Source organism: Alexandriicola marinus (assembly GCF_004000435.1).
In the GTDB taxonomy this organism is placed as follows: Bacteria; Pseudomonadota; Alphaproteobacteria; order Rhodobacterales; family Rhodobacteraceae; genus Alexandriicola; species Alexandriicola marinus.
On sequence record NZ_RBVZ01000001.1, the window covers coordinates 1 to 22,538 of the forward strand.

23 protein-coding genes are annotated in these 22,538 nt (G+C 64.0%); 18 read left to right on the top strand and 5 right to left on the bottom strand.

Annotated features, from left to right (window positions below):
• Together EP376_RS00005 and EP376_RS23475 are read left to right on the top strand one after the other, a co-directional pair.
• A partial coding sequence (locus EP376_RS00005) for a transketolase (protein WP_127653494.1) occupies positions 1-1,803 on the top strand: 1,803 nt, incomplete at its 5' end.
• 45 nt (positions 1,804-1,848) lie between these two features.
• The gene (locus tag EP376_RS23475) at positions 1,849-1,974 is read left to right on the top strand and encodes a hypothetical protein (RefSeq protein ID WP_255519417.1); all 126 of its coding nucleotides are present in this window, start codon (positions 1,849-1,851) and stop codon (positions 1,972-1,974) included.
• On the opposite strand, the gene EP376_RS00010 is transcribed toward EP376_RS23475, so the two are convergent.
• Positions 1,971-2,642: a GntR family transcriptional regulator gene (locus EP376_RS00010; RefSeq protein WP_127653495.1), complete on the bottom strand. Its 672-nt coding sequence runs from the start codon at positions 2,640-2,642 to the stop codon at positions 1,971-1,973. The genes EP376_RS23475 and EP376_RS00010 overlap by 4 nt on opposite strands.
• Before the next feature lie 163 nt (positions 2,643-2,805).
• On the opposite strand from EP376_RS00010, the gene EP376_RS00015 reads away from it, so the two are divergent.
• The 5 genes from EP376_RS00015 (at position 2,806) to EP376_RS00035 (ending at position 7,717) form a co-directional block, all read left to right on the top strand.
• A complete protein-coding gene (locus tag EP376_RS00015; protein WP_127653496.1) occupies positions 2,806-3,846 on the top strand; it encodes a Gfo/Idh/MocA family protein in 1,041 nt (346 codons plus the stop codon).
• Between the two features lie 130 nt (positions 3,847-3,976).
• Entirely contained in the window at positions 3,977-4,987 is a 1,011-nt protein-coding gene (gene dctP / locus EP376_RS00020) for a TRAP transporter substrate-binding protein DctP (protein WP_127653497.1), read from the top strand.
• A gap of 41 nt (positions 4,988-5,028) precedes the next feature.
• Positions 5,029-5,589 carry a TRAP transporter small permease gene (locus EP376_RS00025; protein WP_127653498.1) on the top strand — a complete coding sequence of 187 codons (561 nt, stop codon included), beginning with the start codon at positions 5,029-5,031 and terminating at the stop codon, positions 5,587-5,589.
• On the top strand, positions 5,586-6,881 hold the full coding sequence (locus tag EP376_RS00030; RefSeq protein WP_127653499.1) for a TRAP transporter large permease: 1,296 nt from the start codon (positions 5,586-5,588) through the stop codon (positions 6,879-6,881). Before EP376_RS00025 ends, EP376_RS00030 begins: the two co-directional genes overlap by 4 nt.
• Positions 6,878-7,717 carry a shikimate dehydrogenase gene (locus tag EP376_RS00035; protein ID WP_127653500.1) on the top strand — a complete coding sequence of 280 codons (840 nt, stop codon included), beginning with the start codon at positions 6,878-6,880 and terminating at the stop codon, positions 7,715-7,717. Before EP376_RS00030 ends, EP376_RS00035 begins: the two co-directional genes overlap by 4 nt.
• A 48-nt stretch (positions 7,718-7,765) precedes the next feature.
• Here the strand turns inward: EP376_RS00035 and EP376_RS00040 are convergent, their stop codons facing one another.
• The 3 genes from EP376_RS00040 to EP376_RS00050 form a co-directional block, all read right to left on the bottom strand.
• Positions 7,766-8,527, bottom strand: a complete 762-nt coding sequence (locus EP376_RS00040; protein ID WP_127653501.1) for an HpcH/HpaI aldolase family protein — start codon at positions 8,525-8,527, stop codon at positions 7,766-7,768.
• Positions 8,528-8,651: 124 nt separating this feature from the next.
• A complete protein-coding gene (locus tag EP376_RS00045) occupies positions 8,652-9,539 on the bottom strand; it encodes a histone deacetylase family protein (protein WP_238928531.1) in 888 nt (295 codons plus the stop codon).
• Positions 9,540-9,578: 39 nt separating this feature from the next.
• A complete protein-coding gene (locus tag EP376_RS00050) occupies positions 9,579-12,260 on the bottom strand; it encodes a bifunctional acetate--CoA ligase family protein/GNAT family N-acetyltransferase (protein WP_203330901.1) in 2,682 nt (893 codons plus the stop codon).
• A gap of 194 nt (positions 12,261-12,454) precedes the next feature.
• Here EP376_RS00050 and EP376_RS00055 point away from each other — a divergent pair, with 194 nt between their 5' ends.
• The 5 genes from EP376_RS00055 to EP376_RS00075 are packed head-to-tail and all read left to right on the top strand — an operon-like array spanning position 12,455 to position 15,941.
• Positions 12,455-12,841 carry a Fur family transcriptional regulator gene (locus EP376_RS00055; RefSeq protein ID WP_127653503.1) on the top strand — a complete coding sequence of 129 codons (387 nt, stop codon included), beginning with the start codon at positions 12,455-12,457 and terminating at the stop codon, positions 12,839-12,841.
• A 30-nt stretch (positions 12,842-12,871) separates the two neighbouring features.
• Positions 12,872-13,474, top strand: coding sequence for a zinc uptake protein ZrgA (gene zrgA / locus EP376_RS00060; protein ID WP_238928533.1), 603 nt, complete (start codon positions 12,872-12,874; stop codon positions 13,472-13,474).
• Positions 13,475-13,480: 6 nt separating this feature from the next.
• Positions 13,481-14,176, top strand: a complete 696-nt coding sequence (locus EP376_RS00065; RefSeq protein ID WP_127653504.1) for an ABC transporter ATP-binding protein — start codon at positions 13,481-13,483, stop codon at positions 14,174-14,176.
• Positions 14,173-15,423 carry an ABC transporter permease gene (locus EP376_RS00070; RefSeq protein WP_127653505.1) on the top strand — a complete coding sequence of 417 codons (1,251 nt, stop codon included), beginning with the start codon at positions 14,173-14,175 and terminating at the stop codon, positions 15,421-15,423. The genes EP376_RS00065 and EP376_RS00070 overlap by 4 nt, the downstream gene beginning before the upstream one ends.
• A gap of 17 nt (positions 15,424-15,440) precedes the next feature.
• The gene (locus EP376_RS00075; protein WP_127653506.1) at positions 15,441-15,941 is read left to right on the top strand and encodes a DUF3299 domain-containing protein; all 501 of its coding nucleotides are present in this window, start codon (positions 15,441-15,443) and stop codon (positions 15,939-15,941) included.
• A 42-nt stretch (positions 15,942-15,983) separates the two neighbouring features.
• Here EP376_RS00075 and EP376_RS00080 read toward each other — a convergent pair whose 3' ends face one another.
• Entirely contained in the window at positions 15,984-16,373 is a 390-nt protein-coding gene (locus EP376_RS00080; protein ID WP_127653507.1) for a RidA family protein, read from the bottom strand.
• A 231-nt stretch (positions 16,374-16,604) separates the two neighbouring features.
• Here EP376_RS00080 and EP376_RS00085 point away from each other — a divergent pair, with 231 nt between their 5' ends.
• The 6 genes from EP376_RS00085 to EP376_RS00110 are packed head-to-tail and all read left to right on the top strand — an operon-like array spanning position 16,605 to position 22,535.
• Positions 16,605-17,600: an ABC transporter substrate-binding protein gene (locus EP376_RS00085; protein ID WP_127653508.1), complete on the top strand. Its 996-nt coding sequence runs from the start codon at positions 16,605-16,607 to the stop codon at positions 17,598-17,600.
• Between the two features lie 8 nt (positions 17,601-17,608).
• On the top strand, positions 17,609-18,397 hold the full coding sequence (locus EP376_RS00090) for an ABC transporter ATP-binding protein (protein ID WP_238928534.1): 789 nt from the start codon (positions 17,609-17,611) through the stop codon (positions 18,395-18,397).
• Positions 18,394-19,278, top strand: a complete 885-nt coding sequence (locus EP376_RS00095) for an ABC transporter permease (protein WP_127653509.1) — start codon at positions 18,394-18,396, stop codon at positions 19,276-19,278. Before EP376_RS00090 ends, EP376_RS00095 begins: the two co-directional genes overlap by 4 nt.
• Positions 19,279-19,281: 3 nt before the next feature.
• Positions 19,282-20,550, top strand: a complete 1,269-nt coding sequence (locus EP376_RS00100; protein ID WP_127653510.1) for a cytosine deaminase — start codon at positions 19,282-19,284, stop codon at positions 20,548-20,550.
• The gene (locus EP376_RS00105; protein ID WP_127653511.1) at positions 20,547-21,953 is read left to right on the top strand and encodes an FAD-binding oxidoreductase; all 1,407 of its coding nucleotides are present in this window, start codon (positions 20,547-20,549) and stop codon (positions 21,951-21,953) included. The genes EP376_RS00100 and EP376_RS00105 overlap by 4 nt, the downstream gene beginning before the upstream one ends.
• The gene (locus EP376_RS00110) at positions 21,954-22,535 is read left to right on the top strand and encodes an NAD(P)H-dependent oxidoreductase (protein ID WP_127653512.1); all 582 of its coding nucleotides are present in this window, start codon (positions 21,954-21,956) and stop codon (positions 22,533-22,535) included.
• The last annotated feature ends 3 nt before the right edge of the window (positions 22,536-22,538 follow it).

The following is a 22,538-nucleotide window of genomic DNA, read 5'->3' on the forward strand; positions in this document are numbered from 1 at the left end:
GACCACTTCAGTGGGGGCACTCCATGGCAGCGGATCGAGGCGATCTTCGGCGCCTTCGGCTGGCGCGTTGTCCGGATCAAGCATGGCGCGCTGCAACGGGCGGCCTTCGAGGAACCGGGGGGCGCGGTTCTGCGTGACTGGATCGACAGCTGTCCCAATGACCTCTTCTCCGCGCTGACCTTCAAGGGCGGTGCCGCATGGCGCGACCGGTTGATGGACGATATCGGCGATCAGGGCGCGGTCTCCGCGCTGCTGGGCCGCCGCAGCGACGACGAGCTTGCCGATCTGATGACCAATCTCGGGGGCCAATGCGTAGAGACGATGGCGCAGGCCTTCGACGACATCGACGATGACAGGCCGACCGCCTTTCTTGCCTATACGATCAAGGGCTGGGGCACGCCGCTGGCCGGCCACAAGGACAACCACGGCGGCCTGATGACCCCGGCGCAGATGCAGCAGATGCAGGCGCGCCACGGGGTGGCCGAGGGACAGGAATGGGAGCCTCTGTCGACCGTGGCCGACGCGCGTGGCTTGCGCGATTTTCTCGCGAAGGTGCCGTTCTTTGCACAAGGCGCCCGCCGCCACGCCGCGCCACGCCTGCCGACCGACGGTCCGGTCTGGATCGATGACGCGGTCCAGTCGACGCAGGCGGGCTTTGGCAAGATCCTCGACGCGATGGGGCGCCGCAAGGGCGGCATCGCGGACCGTATCCTGACGATGTCTCCGGACGTGACGATCTCGACTGGGCTCAGCCCTTGGGTCAATCGCCGGGGTTTGTTCGCCCGGACCGAGCGGGCCGATACGTTCCGCGACCAGACCGTGCCATCGACCCAGAAATGGCGGTTCTCGCCGGAGGGTCAGCATCTGGAACTCGGCATCGCCGAGATGAACCTGTTTCTTGCGCTTGGCGCCGCGGGGCTGTCGCATTCCCTGTTCGGTGCGCGGCTTCTACCGGTGGGAACGGTCTATGATCCCTTCGTGGCCCGCGGCCTCGATGCGCTGAACTACGCCTGCTATCAGGATGCCCGGTTCATGATCGTCGGCACGCCCTCGGGCGTCACGCTTGCACCCGAAGGGGGCGCGCATCAATCGGTGGGCACACCGCTGATCGGGATGTCGCACGATGGGCTCGCCAGTTTCGAGCCCGCTTATCTCGATGAATTGTCGGTCATCATGGACTGGTCGTTCGATTACATGCAGCACGACGGGGATGGGGACCCGGACGAGCACACGTGGCTCAGGGACGAGACCGGCGGCGCCGTCTATCTGCGACTGTCCACCCGTCCGCTTGAACAGATGCGCAGCCCGAGGTCGGCCGAGTTCGCCCGTGGTGTGATCGACGGCGCCTATTGGCTGCGCCCGCCCGCGCCGAACACCGAGGTCGTCATTGCCTATCAGGGCGCGGTCGCGCCGGCTGCAATCGAAGCCGCGGGCCGGATCGGCAATGACCGGCGTGACGTGGCCGTGCTGGCGGTAACCTCGGCGGACCGGCTCAATGCCGGCTGGACGGCGGCGCAGCGGGGGCGGATGCGTAGGACCGGCGGTCCGAGCCATATCGAGCGCCTTCTCGGCAATCTGCCGGGCCATTGTCTGATCGTGACCGTCCTTGACGGTCATCCCGCGACGCTGTCGTGGCTGGGGGCGGTGGCCGGGCACAGGGTGGCTCCGCTCGGGGTCGAACATTTTGGCCAGACCGGCACCATCGAAGACCTGCACGCTCATTTCCGGATCGACGCCGACGCCATCGTTGACGCTGCGGCCACCTATAGCACGGGCCCCGATATCCGGCTGCGATCCGCCTGAGCAGAGCGCCTCGGCACAAACGCCCGGGCCGCACGGGTGCAGCCAATGGCCGGTCCGCCCGAGATCCTGCGCCTTCATAATCAGGTCATGAGCGCGGTGACGCTGATCCCGATCGTCGTCACGAGCCTGCGCGCAAGGGGTGCGCTCCCGGTCTGGATCGCGCTTGGCTAGGTGGGAATATCCCATCCCATCGCCTCGCTCGTGTGCTGCAGCCCGCCGATGACGTGAACCTTCAACAGCGCCTTGGCGCGCGTCGCGTCGCGCGCAATCGCGGCCTCGAGCAATTCTGCATGCTCGCGGCTGGCCATCTCGCCACGATGGGTCAGAACGAGGTTCTGATAGCGCAGATACTTGTCATAGATGATCGCATGCAGATCGAGCAGGTTGCGCTGCCGGCAAGCCTGGATCGTCGCGAGGTGGAATTCCCAGTCATAGCGTTTCCACGTCTCCTTGGTTGACGTATCGCCCGCAAGCATGCGCTGTTCCGTCAGGCTCAGCTTGTGGTGCGCGGCGACAAGGTTGCCTTCCCAGTCCGTATCGCCATTCTCGATCGACAATTCGAGGGCATGGCATTCCAGCAGAACCCTCAGGCTGGCGATTTCGGCAAGGTCCCCGGGGGAGACGTCCCTGACAAAGAAGCCGCGCTGCGCGGGGGCGTCGACAAAGCCCTCGCTTGCCAGGCGGTTGAGCGTTTCGCGCAAGGTCGACAGGCTGGCGGAGTAGCGATCCTTCAGTTCGTTGAGCTTGAGTTTGCGGGCCGGGGCAAGCCTGCCGAAGATGATGTCCTGCTTGATCTGATGGTAAACCGTCGATCCGACAGTCGCGCTCACTTGGGTCATTCCGATCATCCTATGTTTTGTCGGATCACAGACATTCAATCAGATCGCATTGATGTCAGTATTGGTCATAAAGTCAGGCAAATCCACAAATACCATATATTCTTGCGGCGTCCGGGAACCTCGGCTAGCGTCTGCCTTCGTCCGATGCCGCACGGGGAAGACCATGAAACGCCCGATTGCCTTGTCCGTCGTTGGCTACGGCCTTGTCGGTCGGCGCCATGCCGCCGCCATCGGGCAGGTCCGAGGCGTCGAGTTGGCATCTGTGGTCGATCCCGATCCCGCGGCCCGCGCGCTGGCCGAGGCCGATGGCCATGCAAGCCTCGCGTCTCTAGAGGCTTGTCTCGAGAGCGGACAATTGGATGGCGTGATACTGGCGACACCCAACGCCCTCCACGTGGAACAGGCGCTGGTCTGCGTCGAGGCCGGATGCCCCGTCCTGATCGAAAAGCCCATCGCGACGCGTGCAAGCGAAGCCGAAGGTCTGGTGGCCCTTGCCGATGCGCGCGGTGTTCCCATCCTTGTGGGCCACCACCGCCGTCACAATCCTCTGATCCATCGCGCCCGCGAGATCATCGAAAGCGGCGAGATCGGCGAGATCCGCGCCGTTCAGGCCACCTGCTGGTTCTACAAGCCCGATGCTTATTTCGATGAGGCGCCGTGGCGGCGGCAGGTGGGTGCGGGGCCCGTGTCGGTGAACCTCGTGCATGACGTGGACCTTCTGCGCTACCTCTGTGGCGACGTCGCGACGGTGCGCGCGGTGGCCCGCCCTGCGGCGCGGGGCGGTCAGAACGAGGATGTGGCGAGTGCCCTTCTGGAATTCGCAAGCGGCGCGATCGGGACGGTCACCGTGTCGGACAGTATCGTGGCCCCGTGGAGCTGGGAGATGACGGCCGGCGAATACCCGATCTACCCGCGCACATCGCAAAGCTGCTACCTGATCGGCGGCTCTGCCGGGTCCCTGTCGTTGCCGGACCTGCGGGTCTGGTCCCATGCCAAGGGGGGGCGCGACTGGTGGACGCCGATCTCGGCCAGATCGGAGATTCGTGACGCGACGGATCCTCTTGTGAACCAGATCGTGCATTTCGCCGATGTCATCCGGGGGGATGCCCGGCCTCTTGTCTCGGGCGAGGAGGGGGTCAGGACACTCAGAGTTATCGAGGCAATTCAACAGGCTGCAGCGACCGGGGCCTGCGTGAAGCTATGACGATGGGCGCCCGCATGTCCCGAATGTTCTGTCGAAATATCAGATATTTCGGGAAAAATCTTGAATTATGATCCGTGTTTGGCGAGGCTTTGCTCGGAGGCTTTTTGACTAACACCCCAGGGAGGAAAACATGACCATGAAACTTACCCGCCGTGCGGCCATCGGGGCCGCGCTGTCCGCCGGCATTCTGGCCGGCACGACTGGCGGCGCACTTGCGCAGGATCGCCTGAACTTCACGCTCGCGACGGCGGGCTCCGAAACCGACCAGCGTTCGGTTGCCATGGCGCAGGTCTTTGCGCCGATGGTCGCCGAATTCGCCGATTTCCAGCCGGGCTATAACGCCACGCTTTTTGCTCAGGGCACCGAGCTGGAGGCCATCAGCCGCGGCAACCTGACGATGTCGATCGCCTCCGCGCAGGAGCTGGCCCAGTTCTTCCCGGAATTCTCGATCTTCGCGACGGGCTATGTCCATCAGGACGCCGCCCACCAGGTGCGTGTCTTCAACGATCCGCTGATGGATCCGTTCAAGCAGAAGGTCGAGGACGAGCTGGGCGTCAAGTTGCTGTCGGTCATGTACCTTGGCCGGCGCCATGTGAACCTGCGCCAGTCGCGCGAAGAGCTTGATGTGCAGACGCCCGCCGATCTTGACGGCGTGAACCTGCGGATGCCGGGCACCGATGCATGGCAGTTCCTTGGCGCGGCCCTTGGCGCGTCGCCGACGCCCGTGGCCTTCACCGAGGTCTATACCGCGCTGTCGACGGGGGCCGTCGACGGGCAGGACAACCCGCTTCCGACGGTTGTCGATGCCAAGTTCTATGAAGTCACCCAGCAGATCGTGCTGACCTCGCATCTGGTCGATCTCAACTACATCGCCTTCTCGAAAGAGACGTGGGACAGCCTGACACCGGATCAGCAACTGACGGTGCAGCGCGCCGCAGATGCCGCCGCCGCGTGGGGCCGGCTCAAGCAGCTCGAGAAGGAAAACAACCTGGCCGATTTCATCCGCAGCCAGGGTGTCGAGATCTACACCCCCGATCTTGAAGCGTTCCGCACCCATGTGCAGGCGCAGTATGTCGGCAGCGAATTCGCCGAGAGCTGGCCCGAGGGCGTGCTCGAGCGGATCAACGCGCTCGGCAACTGATCGACACGTGTGAGTAAGTATCGCCGCGGGGAAAGCCAGTCATGAAGGCCATCACCACATGGTTCACCCGCGGCACTGAATTCATCGCCGCCACGATGCTGGCGGCGATGTTTCTTACGTTCCTGCTTCAGATATTCTCGCGCTATGTCCTGAAGTCGCCGTTTGGCTGGACCCTTGAACTTTGCCTGATCCTCTGGGTCTGGATCGTGTTCTTCGGCTGCGCCTTCATCGTTCGGGAACGCGACCATGTCACGTTCGACATCTTCTACCTCGCCGCGCCCCGGCGGCTCAGGCAGGGCCTCGCGCTGTTCTTTTCGGCCGCGATCGCGATCGGAATGCTGTGGTCGTTCTTGCCAACATGGGACTACATCGATTTCCTGAAGCTGCGCGGCACCTCGACCGTTCGTCTGCCGATCACCGGGGATCGCATCCCGATGCGGACGATCTTCTCGATCTATGGCGTGTTCATGCTGGTCATCGCGGCCAGATACACGTGGCGCTTCATCGATATTCTGCGCAATGGTCCGCCCGATGACGACCATCTTCTGATCGTCGAAGAGGACGAACAGCCCGGACCCCGCAAAGCGGACACGCCGACATGAGCCTCGAACTGGCGCTCTGTCTTGTCACGCTGTTCGGGCTGGCGGGGATCGGCACGCCGATTGCCTTTGCCATCATACTGGCGTCGCTGGTCTATCTGGGCGCCGCCGGCATGGACCTCGCGCTGACGGGCGAAAAGATACTTCAGGGCCTGTTCGGAAGCTTTGTTCTGCTGGCCGTGCCGCTCTTCATCGTGGCCGCGAACATCATGAATGCGGGCACCATCTCCGAGCGGCTCCTGAATTTCTGCGTGGCGGCCGTGGGTCGGTTCCGCGGCGGTCTGGGCCACGTCAATGTCGTGGCCTCGTTGATCTTTTCGGGGATGTCGGGGTCGGCCGTGGCGGATGCGGCTGGCATCGGCAAGATCATCATCCAGATGATGACGAAGGGCGGGCGCTATCCGGGCGGCTATGCCGCCGCGATCACCGCGGCTTCGGCCACCATCGGCCCGATCATCCCGCCGTCGATCCCGATGGTCCTTTACGCGCTGGTCTCCAACGCCTCGATCGGCTCGCTCTTTCTGGCGGGGATCCTGCCGGGTCTGATGATGGGTGGCGTGCTGATGAGCATGAACAGCTATCTTGCCCGCAAGCGTGGATTTGCGGTGGAGGACCCCGTCCCACTGCGGGAATTGCCCCGGAAGACCGCGAATGCCTTCCCCGCGCTCCTGATGCCGGTGATCCTGCTCTATGGCATCTATGGCGGTGTCACCACACCGACCGAGGCCGCGGCTGTCGCGGCCTTCTATGCGCTGCTGCTGGCGGGGCTGTTCTACCGCGCGCTGAGCCTGCATGCGCTCTATCGCATCTTCGTCGAGAGCGCGCGCTCCTCGGCCGCGGTCGGGGTCGTGATCGGCGGGGCATTGATCCTGAACTTCATCGTCGTGTCCGAGAACATCCCCGGCATGATGTCGGAATACCTGACCGGCCTCGACGTGCATCCGCTTGTCTTCATCCTCGCGGTCAACGTGTTGATCCTGCTTCTGGGCTGTGTTCTGGATGCGACGACGATCATCCTTGTCATCGTGCCTCTGTTCATCCCGACATGCGAGGCGCTGGGCATAGACCTCGTGCATTTCGGCGTGCTGGTCGTGGTCAATTCGATGATCGGCCTGATCACACCGCCATATGGCATCCTGCTGTTCGTCATCAACGCCGTGACCGGCATCCCGTTGCGCGACATCATTGGCGAGATCTGGCCATTTCTGGGCGTTCTGCTGATTGCGCTTCTGGTCATGATCCTTGTGCCGGACCTCGTGTTGTTCCTGCCCCGGCTGTTCGGATACGCGGGATGAAAGCTGCCCTTGTCGGGAGCGGGATCGGGCCGTCGCTGACGCCCGGGATGCACGAGGCCGAGGGCCGGGCACAGGGTCTGGCCTATCGCTATGAGCGGTTCGACACCGCGCTTGCCCCCTGGAAAGACATGTCCTTGTCCGCAATCCTCGATCATGCCGAGGCGCAGGGCTACGCGGGTCTCAACATCACGCATCCGCACAAGATGCAGGTTGCCCGTCATCTGGATGCGCTGTCCGATGCCTCGCAGGCGCTGGGCACCGTCAACACTATCGTCTTCCGGGATGGCCGGCGCAGCGGCCACACGACCGATTATTCGGGCTTTGCCGCCGCGCTGCAGGCCTTTGATCCGCGGGTCGAGGGCGTGGATATCGTTCAATTCGGGGCAGGGGGGGCAGGGGCCGCAACGGCGCTGGCGCTTGTGGACGCGGGGGCCCGGCTGACCCTTGTCGATCTTGACGAGGCCCGGGCCGAGGCGCTGGCCGATCAGCTTCGCGCGGCGCGGCCCGCGGCGCAGATCCGGTCCGGATCGGCCGATCTGGCGCGCGCCGCTGGTGCCGTCAATGCGACGCCTCTGGGCATGGATGCCTATCCCGGGATGGCCTTTGATCCGCAAAGGCTTGGCCCCGGCGCATGGGTCGCCGATATCGTCTATTTCCCGCTGGAAACCGCCCTGACCCGGGCGGCGCGCGCGCGCGGCCTGCGCGTGATGAATGGCGGCGCGATGGCGCTCTATCAGGCTGTCGCGGCGTTCGAGTTGATCACCGGGCACACGGCCAGCGCCTCGCGGATGCGTGCCTCGTTCGATCAGCTGATGGCCGCGCGAGGTGGTGCCTGAAATCGACCGGCGGCCCGGCCCTTGGGCAGGGTCAGGACGTTGACCCAATCAGAACTCTTGTTTCAGCGCCTCGACCGCATTGGCCAGCAGGACCAGATCGACGCCCACGGCGGTGAAGCTCGACCCCTTCGAGATGAAGTGCCTCGCCACGCTGGGATCAAGCGCCATGACCCCGCCGGGCACACCGATGGCCTGCAACCGGGCCAGCCCGTCTTCGATCGCGGCCACCACGTCGGGATGGGTGATCTGGCCGCGCAGGCCCATCGAGGCGCTCAGGTCCGCGGGGCCGAAAAAGATCGCGTCGACGCCATCGGTCGTGGCGATGTCTTCCAGCGCATCAAGCCCGGCGACCGTCTCAATTTGCAGAACGAGGCACAACTCGTCCTCGGCGGTGTTGAAGTAATCCTCGATCCGGCCATAGCGGGTGGCGCGCGTCATGCCGGCCATGCCGCGCACGCCGTGCGGCCCATACCGCATGGCGCGGACGGCGGCCTCGGCCTCTTCGCGGCTCTGGACATAAGGCACCAGAAGCGTCTGAACCCCCATATCAAGGAGCCGTTTGAACAGGATCGGATCGTTCGCCGCAGGTCTGACGGCGCAGGAGACGTTGGGATTGGCCTCGATCGCCTGAAGGGCGGGCAGCACCTCGACGGTTTCGATGGCGGCATGTTCGCAATCGATCAGAACCCAGTCGAACCCCGCGCCTCCCAGCATCTCGGGCACTGTGTTGCCGCCGATGGTGTTCCAGAGGCCAAGCTGGTGCCGACCTGTTCCGAGGGTTGCCTTGAAGGTATTGGCGGGAGGTTTCATTCGAGCTGTCCGGTCTTGTCATTCATTCCCCGCCAGACTGGCTGCAACGGTGCGGGCGGGCAAGCGGGAATAGGCCGATCGACGGCCATGACAGCCCTGTTGTGACAGGTCCCCCGTTGCGCCGTCAGTCCAGCAGCGCCTTAAGATGCGCCACCACGCTGCGCGCAAGCGACCCGGGGTCATATCCCCCCTCGAGGATGGAGACGATCCGTCCCTCGGCATGGCGTTTGGCGATCGCGACAAGTTCGCTGGTGATCCAGCCGTAGTCGGCCTCTGACAGCGCAAGCGAGGACATGTCATCCATGATATGCGCGTCGAACCCGGCAGAGATCAGGATCATCTGGGGGCGGAACGCCTCGAGAGCCGGGAACCAGTGCTCCGACACCGCCGCCCGGAAGGCCGGGCCCGCCGTGCCCGCGGGCAGGGGCACATCGACAAGGTTGGGCGTGTCGGCCTCGTGCCCCGAATAGGGGTAGAACGGATGCTGGAACGAGGAGCAGAACAACACGCGCGGCTCGTCCGCAAAGGCATCTTCGGTGCCGTTGCCGTGATGCACGTCGAAATCCACGATGGCCACCCGCGACAGGCCATGCGCCTCGAGCGCATGGGCCGCCGCGATGGCCACGTTGTTGAACAGGCAAAAGCCCATCGCCTGGGCGCGTTCGGCATGATGGCCGGGCGGGCGCACCGCGCAGAAGACCGGGTTTGCCTTGCCCGACATGATCAGATCGACCGCCATCACACCCGCGCCCGCGGCGCGCAGCGCGGCGTTGAGCGTGCCCGGCGACATGACGGTATCGCCGTCGATCTCGACCGATCCGTTTTCGGGGGCTGCGGCGATGATGCGATCGACATAGGCCGGGTCATGGATCCGCTCGATCTGTTCGCGCGTGGCCTTTGGCGCGTCATGGCGCATCAGCACGTAATCCAGCCCCGACATGATCAGCTGGTTCGAGATCGCATCAAGCCGTTCCGGCGCCTCGGGGTGAAGCGGGCCGGTGTCATGCTTCATGCAATCGTCGTGTGAAATGTAACCCAGCATCTGGTCCCCTCAAAGCCAGCGGTCGATCGCGACGATATCGGGATCGTCCGGAATGGGCCTGACCGCGAAACCAAGCTCCGTCATCAGGTTCAGCATCGGTGCGTTCTTCTTCAGGACCGTCCCCTCGATCCGGGTCAGGCCGTGATCGCGTGCGGCCTCCATCAGGGCCTTCATCAGCCGCGTTCCCAGACCCTGGTTCTGGATGTCATCGGACACCACGATCGCGAATTCGCAGCTCGTCCTGTCCGGGTTGATCGAATACCGCGCCACGCCCACCTGTTTCGGCCCCGACGGTTGTTCGACAATCGCGACAAGCGCCATTTCCCGGCGGTAATCGATCTGCGTGAACTGGACGAGCATCTCGGGCGACAGCTCGCTGATCGCGCCCATGAACCGCAGCCGCTTTGCCTCGGCCGAGAGGTCCTTGACGAAGGCGGCCTCGCTTTCGGCGTCTTCGGACCGGATCGGCCGGATCGTCAGGGGTGTGCCGTCCTGAAGATGTTGCCGGCTGACCAGATGCGCCGGGTAGGGATGGATCGCCATATGGTCATAGGGTTTGTCGCGGGCAGGGGCGCGCGCGACGGTGATCCGCGCATCGACGGCGATGACGCCGCCCGGCCCTGCGAACAGCGGGTTGATGTCGAGGCCGCTGATATTGGGCAATTCGCAGACCAGTTCGGACACGCGGAGCAACACGTCGACGATGGCGTCGCTGTCGACGGCGGGCCTGTCGCGGAACGCATCGAGCAGACGGGCGACGCGCGTCCGGTCGATCAGCCGTCGGGCCAGAACCTCGTTCAGCGGCGGCAGGCCCACGGCGCTGTCGCGCAGGATCTCGACCATGGTGCCGCCGGCGCCGAACAGGATCACCGGGCCGAAGATCGGATCGCGGCTGACACCGATCACCAGTTCCCGGGCATCCTCGATCCGGGCCATGCGTTCGACCGTCACGCCTTCGATCACAGCGTCGGGCCGCGCCGCGCGGACCCGATCGACGATGTCACGAAACGCGATCTTCGCGTCCACAGCGGTCTGGATGCCCATGCGCACGCCGCCCACATCGGTCTTGTGCGGCACTTGCGGCGAGCGGATCTTCATGGCGACCGGGAAGCCCACGGTCTCGGCCGCAACCAGCGCATCGTCGGCGTCATGGGCTTCGATGGTCAGGTTGATGGGGATCCCGAAGGCCCGCAAAACGGCCTTGGATTCGATGTCCGACAACATCGCACGCCCCTCGGACAGGGCGGCCTCAACTATCATCCGCGCACCGTCCACGTCATGCGGGGCGCGTTCCTCGATCGGGCCCGGTGTCTCGAGCGACAGACGCCGGTTCCGATCGTACTGGGCCAGATAGGAAAACGCCTCGACCGCGTGTTCCGGCGTCGTGAAGTCGGGAATGCCATGGGCGGACAAGAGCGCGCGGCCCTCGGCGACGGCGGTCTCACCCATCCAGCAGGCCAGAACGGGCTTCCGGCTGGATTTCGGGACAGTCTCGACAATGGTCCGTGCGGCCTCGGTGGCCTCTGTCATGGCCTGCGGGGTCAGCATCACCAACACGCCATCCGTCGCCGGATCGGCCAGCGCCGCGGTGACCGCTGCTCCATAATGCTCGGGCGAGGCGTCGCCCAGAATGTCGATCGGGTTCGACCGCGACCAGAAGCCGGGCAGAACCTTGTCGAGCGCAGCCAGCGTCGCATCCGCCAGCGGGGGGAGTTCGATGCCCAGATCGCCCGCCCGGTCGGCGGCCAGAACACCTGCGCCGCCGCCGTTTGTGATGATGCTCAGGCGATTGCCGCGGCTGCGTTTTCCCGCCGACAGAACCTCTGCGGCGGCGAACAGCTGCCCGAAGCCCTGAACGCGCACCGCACCCGCACGGCTCAGTGCGGCGTCAAAGACGTCGTCATTGCCGATCAGCGCGCCGGTGTGGGTGTGCGCCGCTTCCGAGCTTTGCTGATGCCGCCCCGTTTTCAGGACGACCACGGGTTTCGTCTGTGTCGCCCGGCGCAGCGCCGAGAGGAACGCCTTCGCGTCGCGGACCCCTTCGACATACAGAAGGATCGCGCGGGTCTTCGGATCGTTGGCCAGAAAGTCGATCACGTCGCCGAAGTCGACGTCGAGCGAATTGCCCAGCGAGACCAGCGCCGAAAAGCCAAGGTGATGCGGCTCTGCCCAGTCGGAAATCGCCGAACACAACGCACCGGATTGCGACACGAGGGCAAGGCTGCCCGGTGGGGTGCTCGACCGCAGGAACGTCGCGTCCAGCCCGAGATGCGGCCGGACAAGGCCCACGCAATTGGGCCCCATGATCCGGACACCCTCGCGCTGCGCGGTATCAAGAAGTTGCCTTGCGAGCCGCTCTCCGGCTTCGCCACCCTCGCCAAAGCCCGCGGACAGGACGATCACGTTGCGGATGCCGGCATCGGCGCATTGCCCGACGATCCCCGGAACGGTCGCGGCTGGTGTCGCGATCACGGCAAGGTCCACCGGCATCTCGATATCGGCAACACGGGCATAGCATCTCCGCCCGGACAGCGTGTCATACTTGGGATTGACCGGATAGATCGGCCCGTCAAAGCCTGCGGCCAGAAGATTGGCATGGACCCGCGCGCCAACCCCGCTCGAGGTTTCGCTGGCGCCGAAGACGGCGACGGAAGTCGGGTTGAACATCGGATCGAGCTGACTGCTCTGCAAGGCTACCCCCTGAACACTGGTTGATTGAAATCGGTCGAATTCGATCCGGACCATAGAGCCCCATCAGTTCGGCGCATTGACCTGCCTCAACAACGGTGACGATGCTTTGTCACGCGAGACGGAGAGCCGCGTCGTCGGTTGCACTATTTTAATTTATAAAGTAACAAATTTGGAAGTCAGTCGGAGTAAGGCAGATGAGAAAACGCGCGGCGGCAAGGCAGAAGGACGTGTTGAACGTGCTCAATGCCTGCGACAAGCCTTTGACGGCCTACCAGATCCTCGAACAATTGCAGCACCGTGAACCGGACATTGCGCCGCCCACCGTGTATCGCACGCTCTCGGCCCTTACGGATCAGGGGCGCGCCCATCGCCTTGAATCGATCAAGGCATTCGTTCCGTGCCGCTGCAGCCATGTCGAAAGCGTCCCCGTTCTCGCGATCTGCGAAGATTGCGGTCTGGTGGAAGAGCATGACGGCAGCGATATCCTGCCCCGGCTCCGGGCGCTGACCGATCAGAGCGCCTTTCGCGCGGATCGGCACATCGTCGAAATCCATGGTCTGTGTGGCGCCTGTGCTGCCTGATCCCCGTATCCTGTTTGTTGGAGATGTATCTTGAAACCGACGCTTCCGATTATCGCTCTTGTCGCGGCGATGCCTGCATTCGCGCAGGAAACCCGCAGTCTCGGTGCTCATGAGCATGGCGTCGCAGCCCTGAACATCGCCATCGACGGCGCGCTTGTCGCGATGGAGTTCCGGGCCCCGGGCGCAGATATCGTCGGGTTCGAATACGCCGCTGAAAGCGATGCGGATCGTGCCGCGATCACCGCGGCCATCGGCCTCCTGCGCGCGCCGCTTGATCTGTTTGTCCTGCCGGCGGCGGCCGGGTGCATCGTGACCGAGGCCGACGCCGACCTTGAAGGCGGCATGGCCGATGACGACCACGATGATCACGACCATGATCATGACCAGGCCCACGACCATGAAGACGATGGTCACGACGATCACTCGGACGAGGATCACGAGGCCGGGCACACCGAGTTTCATGCAACATATCTTCTGACCTGCGACGATCCGGAGGCTCTGAGCGGGATCAGCTTTGCCTATTTCGAAACCTTCCCCAACGCGCGCGAGGTCGAGGTGCAGCTGATCACCTCCTCCGGTGCGCAGGCCTTCGAGGTGGAGCGCGCCAGCCCCACCCTCGAATTCGGACCATGAACCGGGGTGAGTGATACCGTTCTTGCCCTTCGTGACCTGAGTTTTCGCTGGCCGGGCCGGGCGGGCTTCGCGCTGACCGTGCCCGAACTGACGGTCGCAAGAGGCGAGGCGGTCCTGCTTCTGGGAGAAAGCGGCTCGGGCAAGTCGACATTGCTGTCGCTCATCTGTGGCACGATCATGCCTGACCGGGGGATCGTCAGGATCGCGGACGAGGATGTGACGCGCCTGTCGGGCGGTGCGCGCGACAGGTTCCGCGCCGAACAGATCGGCGTCATCTTTCAGCAGTTCAATCTGCTGCCATTCGGCTCGGTTATAGACAATATCCTCCTTCCCCTGCGCTTTGCGCCGCGGCGGCGTGGTCGCGTGGCCAAGCCGCCGGACGAGGCCGCACGCCTGTGCGCGGCCCTCGGTCTGCCCCCGGAACTGGGCCGCGCCCGGGCCGGGACGCTGAGCGTCGGTCAACAGCAACGGGTGGCGGTTGCGCGCGCGCTGATCGGCCAACCGCCCCTGATCATCGCGGATGAGCCCACGTCCGCGCTCGATGCCAACAGCCAGTCGGCCTTTCTCGATCTTCTGTTCGCGCAACTGTCGGCCAGTGACACGTCGCTCCTGATGGTGAGTCACGATCCCCGGTTGGGCGAACGGTTCGATCGGGTCCTGCGCATCGAAGACATCGCCCGGATCGATAGGGTGGCCGCATGATCGCGCGTCTTGCCTTGGCCTCGCTGATGGCGCGCGCGCTGACGGTCGGCATGACGATCCTGGCGATCGCGCTGTCGGTTGCGTTGTTCCTCGGGGTGGAAAAGGTCCGCACCGGCGCAAAGGCGAGCTTTGCCGACACCATCTCGGAAACCGACCTGATCATGGGCGCCCGGTCAGGATCGGTTCAGCTGCTGCTCTATTCGGTCTTTCGGATCGGGAATGCGACCAACAACGTCACATGGGAAAGCTATCAGGATATCGCCGCGCGCCCCGAGATCGACTGGATCGTCCCCATTTCGCTGGGTGACAGCCACCGCCAGTTTCGGGTGATGGGCACGAGCCAGGCCTTTTTCGATCACTACAAATACCGGCAGGGACGGTCGCTGGAAATCGCCGATGGTGCCCCGATGGAGGATCTGTTCGATGCGGTCATCGGGGCCGATGTGGCCGCTACGCTGGCCTATGGCATCGGAGATCCGATCGTGGTGGCGCATGGGCTTGCGTCGTTCACCGAACACGAGGACCAGCCGTTCCGCGTCTCGGGTATCCTCGCAAAGACGGGCACACCCGTCGACCGCACCGTGATCGTCAGCATGGAGGCGATCGAGGCCATTCACGTCGATTGGCAAAGCGGCGCACAGGTCCCGGGGCAGTCCACGCCCGTCGAGGTGATCCGCGAGATGGATCTGACGCCCAAAGCCGTAACCGCCGCGCTGATCGGGGTGCAAAGCCCGCTTCAGACATTCGCGCTGCAACGCGCCATCAACACATATGGCGAAGAGCCCCTGCTTGCCATTCTGCCGGGCGTTGCCCTTCAGGAGCTGTGGGGGATCGTGGGTATTGCAGAGACTGCGCTTCTGGCCGTCTCGTCGATGGTGGTCGTCACGGCCCTGATCGGGATGATGGCCACAATCTTTTCAAGCCTGAACGAACGCCGCCGGGAAATGGCGATCTTTCGCGCGATGGGGGCCCGGCCCGCGACGATCCTTGGGATGCTGGTCTTCGAGGCCATGGTGATGGCGGTGGCGGGGGCGCTGATCGGCGTGGCCCTGCTTTACCTCGGTCTCGTGATCGCGCAGCCGATTGTCGATGAGGCGTTTGGCCTGTGGCTGCCGATCGTCGCGCCCGGCCTGCGCGAGGGTCAGGTCGTCGTCGCCGTTGTCGGCGCTGGCGCAATTGTGAGCCTTCTGCCCGCGATCCGAGCCTACCGAATGTCACTTGCCGATGGTATGATGGTAAAATCATGACGCACAGAGCCGATCAAATGAAACTTGGCCGCCGCAACCTGCTCTGCTTGGCGGGGGCGGCAATGCTTGTTCCGGGCCCGGGCCGGGCCGAGGACTACATCGACCTTGACTGGGCAGACCTGCTTCCCGAGGGCGAGACGGCGATCCCCGAGGCCCTGCGCGGCCTCATCGATCATGATGACGCCCCGCTTGTAAGCCAGCAGCCTGCCTCGACCGGGGTCCGGGGGGATTGGAACGGCCAGATCGTCCGGCTGCCGGGGTTCATCGTGCCCATCGAGTATGACGGCACCGGCGTCACGGCCTTTATCCTTGTGCCTTATGTGGGCGCCTGCGTGCATGTGCCACCGCCGCCGGCCAATCAGCTGGTCTTCGTGACAACGCAGACACCCTACGAGGCCGAGGGATTGTTCGAGGCGGTCAACGTGATCGGCATGTTCGGCGTCTCTTCGATCTCGACCCAGCTTGCGGATATCGGCTACGCCTTGTCCGCCGACAGGATCGAGCCCTATCGCAGGTAGGACCCCTGCACTGAATTCCGGAGCGCCGCCACGCCGGCCGGATCACGGGGCGGCGGCGGTCACTTCGACTTCGACGAGGAATTCGGGCCGGGTGAAGCCGGTCACGATCACGAGTGTCGAGGCGGGCAGGGTCTTTATATCGCCCAGCCAGGCGTCGCGGGCAGCCATGTAGGCCTGCATGTGCTCGCGCCGTGTCACGAAGGCCGCGATGCGGATGGTGTTCTGCGGGGTCATTCCGGCCTCTGCAAGGATCGCCGCGCAATTCGCGAAACACAGATCGGCCTGGGCGCGCGGGTCGTCTGGGATGGTTCCATCCGGGGCCAGAGCCAGCTGTCCCGACGTGATCGCAATCCGCCAGCCCGGGGGAATCTCGACCCCGTGCGCATAGCGCCCAAAGGGGCTTGCAATGGTCGTCGGCAGTAGTGATTTCATTGCGGCCTCACGTTCGGTCGAGTCATTTTGAACGCCTATCCCTGTCATGACAGACTCCGGCAGACGGGTTAACCATTCTGACTCCTCGGCGCCCGGAATAGTGTCGCGGGCTGGCGGATTTGCCCATCGTTTGTGCGATCCGTGCTGATTTCAGCGACGGAGCCGGCCGAAGCGCTTGAGCGGTGGCTGCCCGCCCGGTCTGATTTCCGATAGCAACCATGCGAGGATATCATGACGCATCGAATTTCAGTATTCTGCCTGACCGCCGCTGCCCTTGGCGCGGGTCAGGCCGTTGTGGCACAGGATTTGACCCCCGTGACCTTTGGTACCAACTGGGTGGCGCAGGCCGAACATGGCGGGTTCTACCAGTCGGTGGCCGACGGCACCTACGAGGCCTGCGGTCTGGATGTGTCGATCCTGCCGGGCGGCCCGCAGGTGAACAACCAGGCCCTGATGCTGGCCGGGCGTATCGACTTTTACATGGGCGGGCATCTCGACGCCTATTTCGCCGCACAGGAAGGCCTGCCCATCGTGAATGTCATGGCGTCCTTCCAGAAGGATCCGCAAGTCCTGATGACCCATCCGGGCAAGGTCTCCAGCTTCGCAGAGATGACCGGCCTCACCATGATCGTTCAGGACGCCGCGACCTATTACGAATGGATGAAGGCGGCCTATGGCTTCAACGATGAGCAGCGCCAGCCCTATACCTTCAACTCCGCCCCCTTCCTCGTGAACGAAGACAGCGCGCAGCAGGGCTATCTGTCGTCCGAGCCCTATGCAATCGAGCAGGAAACCGGCTGGGCGCCGGATGTCTGGCTGATCGCCGACGCGGGCTACGGCGCCTATTCGACGACGATCCAGACCAAGCAGGAGGTCATCGACGAGCAGCCCGAGGTGGTGAAATGCTTTGTCGAGGGGTCGATCCTCGGCTGGTACAATTACATCTATGGCGACAACAGCGCGGCCAACGAACTGATCCTGTCGGACAACCCCGACATGACGCAGGACAAGATCGATTTCGCCATCGAAGCGATGATCGCAAACGGCATCGTCGATTCAGGCGACACGCTGGAACTGGGCATCGGCGCGATGACCGAAGAACGCTCCGCCGCCTTCTATAGCGACATGGTCGAGGCGGGCGTGCTGCCCGAAGGGCTCGATTATACGGTGTCCTATGACCTGAGCTTCATCAATCAGGGCTTGGGCCTCGAGCTGCGGCCGGAGTAAGCTGGCGCATGGTCGTGGCCCCGATGGGAGAGCGTGCGCCGATCCTGCACATGCGAGAGGTCGACAAGACCTTCAACGGCGGGATCGTTGCGCTTGAGCATATGTCGCTCGATGTCAACGAGGGGGATTTCATCTCCCTCCTTGGCCCGTCGGGCTGCGGCAAGTCCACGGCGTTGCGGCTGATCGCGGGGCTGATGCCTCCGACGGCCGGCCGGATCGAGTGGGAAGGCGGGCAGGGCGCCGATGATCTGGGCGTGGTCTTTCAGGAACCCACGCTGATGCCCTGGGCCACGGTCGAAAAGAATGTCTTCCTGCCGTTCCGGCTCAGGGGGCAGAGTTTCGGCAAGGTCCGCGACCGTATCCACGAGGTTCTGGCCCTCGTCGGGCTGGAGAAGTTCCACAAGAGCTATCCGCGCGAATTGTCGGGCGGGATGAAGATGCGGGTGTCGATCGCGCGGGCGCTGGTGACGAACCCGCGCCTGATCCTGATGGACGAACCCTTCGCCGCGCTTGACGAGATTACCCGCCAGAAGCTGAACGACGACCTTCTGTCGCTGAAGGCAAAGACCGGCGCGACAGTCATTTTCGTCACCCATTCGGTGTTCGAGAGCGTGTTCCTCAGCGACCGCATCCTGATCATGGCCGCGCGACCCGGTCGCGTGATCCGCGAAATCACGGTCGATGCGCCCTATCCGCGCGGAATCGACTGGCGCACGGCGCCCGAATACGGCGTGATCGCGCGCGAGGCATCCGCCACCCTGCACGGCGCACTCGCCCAGACGGAGGCAGCAGAATGACAGCACCCGATATTGGCCTCGAGGAACGCCGGCAGAAGGCCCAATCCGGCAGCGCCCCCCTGATCGATGCCGACGAACAGCGCCGCGCCCGGCGCCGCCGCAACGAGGAAATCGCGAAATACGCGATCCCGATCGCAGTGATGACCCTCGCGATCTGGTACTGGGACAGGCTGGTCGTCTGGAACGAGATCGAACCTTATATCCTGCCGCGGCCGGGGCTTGTCCTGTCGACCCTGATCGAGGATTGGGGGACGCTGTCGCAATCGCTGCTGGTAACGCTTCAGATCACCGGATTTGCGCTGGCCGTGGCCGTGGTCGGCGGTGTCGGGCTTGCCGTCATCTTTTCGCTGTCGCGTTTTGCCGAGATGTCGTTTTCGCCCTTCGCGGTGATCCTTCAGGTCACGCCGATCGTCTCGATCGCGCCTCTGATCTTCATCTATATCGAAAGCCGGATGGTCGGGCTGTTGATGTGCGCATGGATTGTGGCGTTCTTCCCGATCCTTGCCAACACGACGCTTGGCCTGAAATCGGCCGATCACAATCTGCGCGATCTGTTCACGATCTACCGGGCGAACCGGTGGCAGAGGCTGGTCCACCTTCAGCTTCCCTCCGCGCTTCCCTATTTTCTGGGCGGGCTCAAGATCGCGGGCGGGCTTGCCCTGATCGGTGCGGTCGTGGCCGAATACGTGGCCGGCACCGGCGGGATCGGATCGGGCCTCGCGTTCCGCATCCTCGAGGCGGGCTACAGGTTGCAGATCCCGCGAATGTTCGCGGCCCTGATCCTGATCGCGATCACCGGGGTGATCATCTACGCAACCACGTCCCTGATCGCGCATCTCGCGCTGAGGAAGTGGCACGAATCCGCGTTGAAACGAGAATAGAACATGGCACTACCGACCCTGCCCGAGGGCCTGATCCGGCTCGATAACCTCACTGTGCCCGCCCATTGCCTTGATGGTGGGGTGGGGATGGTAACCACGTCTCTGACGATTGCCGGGGGCGAGTTCGCCGACGACGCGTCTGACGCCACACCTGTGGACATGCGGGGCGCGATGGCCTTTCCGGGGTTCATCGACATGCATACCCATCTGGACAAGGGGCATATCTGGCCCCGCAGGTCCAATCCCGATGGTAGCTTCGAAGGGGCGCTTGTCGCGGTGCGCGGCGATTCCACGGCCCGCTGGTCGGCCGAGGATGTCCGGGCGCGGATGAATTTTTCGCTCAAGAGCGCCTATGCCCACGGTACCCGCGCGATCCGGACCCATCTTGACAGCCATGCACCGCAGGATGCGATCAGCTGGGGTCTGTTTCCCGAGGTCCGCGCCGAATGGGAAGGCAGGATCGACCTGCAGGCGGCGTGTCTCGTGGCCTGCGATTATGCCCTGACCGACGCCTTCCAGACCACCGCCGATCTGACCGCCGGGGCAGGGGGCGTGCTGGGCATGGTGACCTATCCCTCCGCCGATCTGCAGGCGCAGCTTGACGCCTTCTTCGTCGCCGCCGAGGCGCGCGGGCTCGATGCGGATTTCCATGTCGACGAAACGATGGACCCGACCGTGAACACTCTGCGCGACATCGCGCAGACCGTCATTGACCGGGGCTTTGAAAGGCGCGTCACCGTGGGCCATCTCTGCTCGCTGTCCGTGATGGATGAAACCGAGGCGCTTCACACGCTCGACGTGGTGGCGCGCGCGGGGCTGCGTGTGGTCAGCCTGCCGATGTGCAACATGTATCTGCAGGATCGGCATGCCGCCCGCACCCCGCGCAATCGGGGGATCACGCTTGTGCACGAAATGGCCGCGCGGGGCATTCCGGTATGCTTTGCCTCCGACAACACGCGCGATCCGTTCTATGCCTATGGCGACATGGACATGCTGGAGGTCATGCGCGAGGCGACCCGGATCGGTCATCTCGACCATTCGGTCTTCGACTGGACCCGCGCCTACCTCGGCCACCCGGCCGCCGCCTGCGGGTTCGAGGCGCCCTCGCTTGCGCCGTGCGCACCGGCCGACCTCGTCATCTGCAACGCCCGCAGCTGGACAGAGCTGTTCGCCCGTCCGCAATCGGACCGCATCGTCCTGCGCAACGGCCGCCCCGTTGACCGGACGCTGCCCGATTATGCCGAACTTGACCACTTGATGGAGCCCTCATGAGCATCCCCGCCGCGATCGCCGCCCTGCAAGACAAGGGCATCGAGGTTGACATCAACCCCTCCAGCGTGAAGGCCAAGAGCCGGGATTTCTTCTGGTATTCGCCTGTGCTGAAAGACCGGCTCGATCATGTGATCGCGGATTTCGTGGCCACCCCGAAATCCGAGGCCGAGGTGATCGAGATCCTCAGGGTCTGCCATGCCGAGGATGTGCCCGTGACCACGCGCGGCACCGGCACCGGCAATTACGGGCAAGCGATGCCACTGGCAGGCGGCTGTGTCTTGCACCTCAACAAGATGAACGCGGTCAAGGACATCCAGGCCGGCCGGGTCATCTGTGAGCCGGGCGTCCTGCTCAAGGATCTGGATGCGGCCTGCAACGAGACGGGGCAGGAAATCCGCATGTATTCCTCGACCTGGGCCACGGCCACGATCGGCGGCTTCATCGCGGGCGGGTCTGGCGGGATCGGGTCGGTGCGCTGGGGCAGTTTGCGCGATCCGGGCAACATCATTCGCCTGCGCGTCGTCACGATGGAGGCCGATCCCCGGACGCTGGAAATCACCGGTCATGACCTGCACCGGGTGTCCCACGCCTATGGCACCAACGGCATCATCACCGAGATCGAGATCCCGCTGGCCCCGGCCTATGACTGGATCGGCATCTTCCTTGCCTTCGAGGATTTCGAAGAGGCCCTGCGCTACAGCCATGCCCTTGCCTCCTGCGACGGGATCCTGATCAAGCTTGCCACCATCTTCGAGGCGCCCATTGCCAAGGATTACTTTCAGCGGGTGGCGCCCCACGTGGACCAGGGTGACGCGGTCGTGGCCCTCATGGTGGCGCCTCACGCCATGCCCGGGTGGGAGACGTTCACCTCCGACTATCCCGGTGCGCGGGTGATCTATGTCCAGGGCCAGAGCGACTGGCCGCGCGATCCGGGCCCGGTCTTCGAATATGGTTGGAACCACACGACGCTCCGCGCGCTCAAGGTCGATCCCTCGATCACCTACCTGCAGATCGCCTATGGCAACGAGGATCCGATCCCGCTGATCATGAAGGTGAAAGAGAGGCTTTCACCGGAGGTGCTTCAGCATGTCGAGGTGACGCGCTCGAACGGCAAGGTCGCGATGGGCGGGCTGACGCTGGTGAAATTCACCAGCGAGGAACGGCTCGACGAGATCGTCGCCATCCACGAAGAAATGGGGGCGATGAACTTCAACCCGCATCGCTACACGCTGGAAGAGGGTGGGCGGCAATCGGTCGACGAGCGCCAGCTGGAATTCAAGCGCGAGGCCGATCCCAAGGGCCTGTTGAACCCGGGCAAGATGATCACATGGGACGATCCCGACTGGTCCTATGACCGGATGTATGCCTGGCCCGGATTGCAACCCAAGAGCGCGGCGGAATAGATGCCGCGTGCCCTTGTCGTCTTTGCCCATCCGGTGCCCGAAAGCCTGAACGCGGCGGCCCACCGCGTCGCGGTCGAGACTCTGGCTGCCAAGGGCTGGGATGTGGACGATTGCGACCTTTATGCCGAGGGCTTCGACCCCGTTCTCAGCACGGAGGAGCGCCGCAACTACCACGATACCGCGATCAATACCGGGCCCGTCCAGACCTATGTCGATCGTCTGCGCGCGGCGGAGGCCTTCATCCTGTGTTTCCCGGTGTGGAATTTCGGCTATCCGGCGATCCTGAAGGGCTATTTCGATCGGGTCATGCTACCCGGCGTGACCTTCGATCTGGCCGATGGCAAGCTGACCCCCTGTCTGAACAACATCCGCAAGATCGCGGCGATCACCTCTTATGGCTCTACTCCGCTGCGGGCCTTTCTTGCGGGGGACCCGCCCAAAAAGCTGTTCAAACGGTCGCTCTGGGGGACGATGCGGCCCGAAAAGATGCGGTATATCGCGCAATATGACATGAACAACATCACGCAGGCGGACTGTGACGCCTTCCTTGCCCGCGTCAGATCCGAGATGGAGGCGTTCTGAGCC

What these genes read in the sequence shown, in the direction of transcription:
- EP376_RS23475 (WP_255519417.1), top strand. Translation starts at nt 1,849, where the DNA reads ATGGCCGGTCCGCCCGAGATCCTGCGCCTTCATAATCAGGTCATGAGC.
- EP376_RS00010 (WP_127653495.1), bottom strand. Translation starts at nt 2,642, where the DNA reads ATGACCCAAGTGAGCGCGACTGTCGGATCGACGGTTTACCATCAGATC.
- EP376_RS00015 (WP_127653496.1), top strand. Translation starts at nt 2,806, where the DNA reads ATGAAACGCCCGATTGCCTTGTCCGTCGTTGGCTACGGCCTTGTCGGT.
- dctP (WP_127653497.1), top strand. Translation starts at nt 3,977, where the DNA reads ATGACCATGAAACTTACCCGCCGTGCGGCCATCGGGGCCGCGCTGTCC.
- EP376_RS00025 (WP_127653498.1), top strand. Translation starts at nt 5,029, where the DNA reads ATGAAGGCCATCACCACATGGTTCACCCGCGGCACTGAATTCATCGCC.
- EP376_RS00030 (WP_127653499.1), top strand. Translation starts at nt 5,586, where the DNA reads ATGAGCCTCGAACTGGCGCTCTGTCTTGTCACGCTGTTCGGGCTGGCG.
- EP376_RS00035 (WP_127653500.1), top strand. Translation starts at nt 6,878, where the DNA reads ATGAAAGCTGCCCTTGTCGGGAGCGGGATCGGGCCGTCGCTGACGCCC.
- EP376_RS00040 (WP_127653501.1), bottom strand. Translation starts at nt 8,527, where the DNA reads ATGAAACCTCCCGCCAATACCTTCAAGGCAACCCTCGGAACAGGTCGG.
- EP376_RS00045 (WP_238928531.1), bottom strand. Translation starts at nt 9,539, where the DNA reads ATGAAGCATGACACCGGCCCGCTTCACCCCGAGGCGCCGGAACGGCTT.
- EP376_RS00055 (WP_127653503.1), top strand. Translation starts at nt 12,455, where the DNA reads ATGAGAAAACGCGCGGCGGCAAGGCAGAAGGACGTGTTGAACGTGCTC.
- EP376_RS00070 (WP_127653505.1), top strand. Translation starts at nt 14,173, where the DNA reads ATGATCGCGCGTCTTGCCTTGGCCTCGCTGATGGCGCGCGCGCTGACG.
- EP376_RS00075 (WP_127653506.1), top strand. Translation starts at nt 15,441, where the DNA reads ATGAAACTTGGCCGCCGCAACCTGCTCTGCTTGGCGGGGGCGGCAATG.
- EP376_RS00080 (WP_127653507.1), bottom strand. Translation starts at nt 16,373, where the DNA reads ATGAAATCACTACTGCCGACGACCATTGCAAGCCCCTTTGGGCGCTAT.
- EP376_RS00085 (WP_127653508.1), top strand. Translation starts at nt 16,605, where the DNA reads ATGACGCATCGAATTTCAGTATTCTGCCTGACCGCCGCTGCCCTTGGC.
- EP376_RS00090 (WP_238928534.1), top strand. Translation starts at nt 17,609, where the DNA reads ATGGTCGTGGCCCCGATGGGAGAGCGTGCGCCGATCCTGCACATGCGA.
- EP376_RS00095 (WP_127653509.1), top strand. Translation starts at nt 18,394, where the DNA reads ATGACAGCACCCGATATTGGCCTCGAGGAACGCCGGCAGAAGGCCCAA.
- EP376_RS00100 (WP_127653510.1), top strand. Translation starts at nt 19,282, where the DNA reads ATGGCACTACCGACCCTGCCCGAGGGCCTGATCCGGCTCGATAACCTC.
- EP376_RS00105 (WP_127653511.1), top strand. Translation starts at nt 20,547, where the DNA reads ATGAGCATCCCCGCCGCGATCGCCGCCCTGCAAGACAAGGGCATCGAG.
- EP376_RS00110 (WP_127653512.1), top strand. Translation starts at nt 21,954, where the DNA reads ATGCCGCGTGCCCTTGTCGTCTTTGCCCATCCGGTGCCCGAAAGCCTG.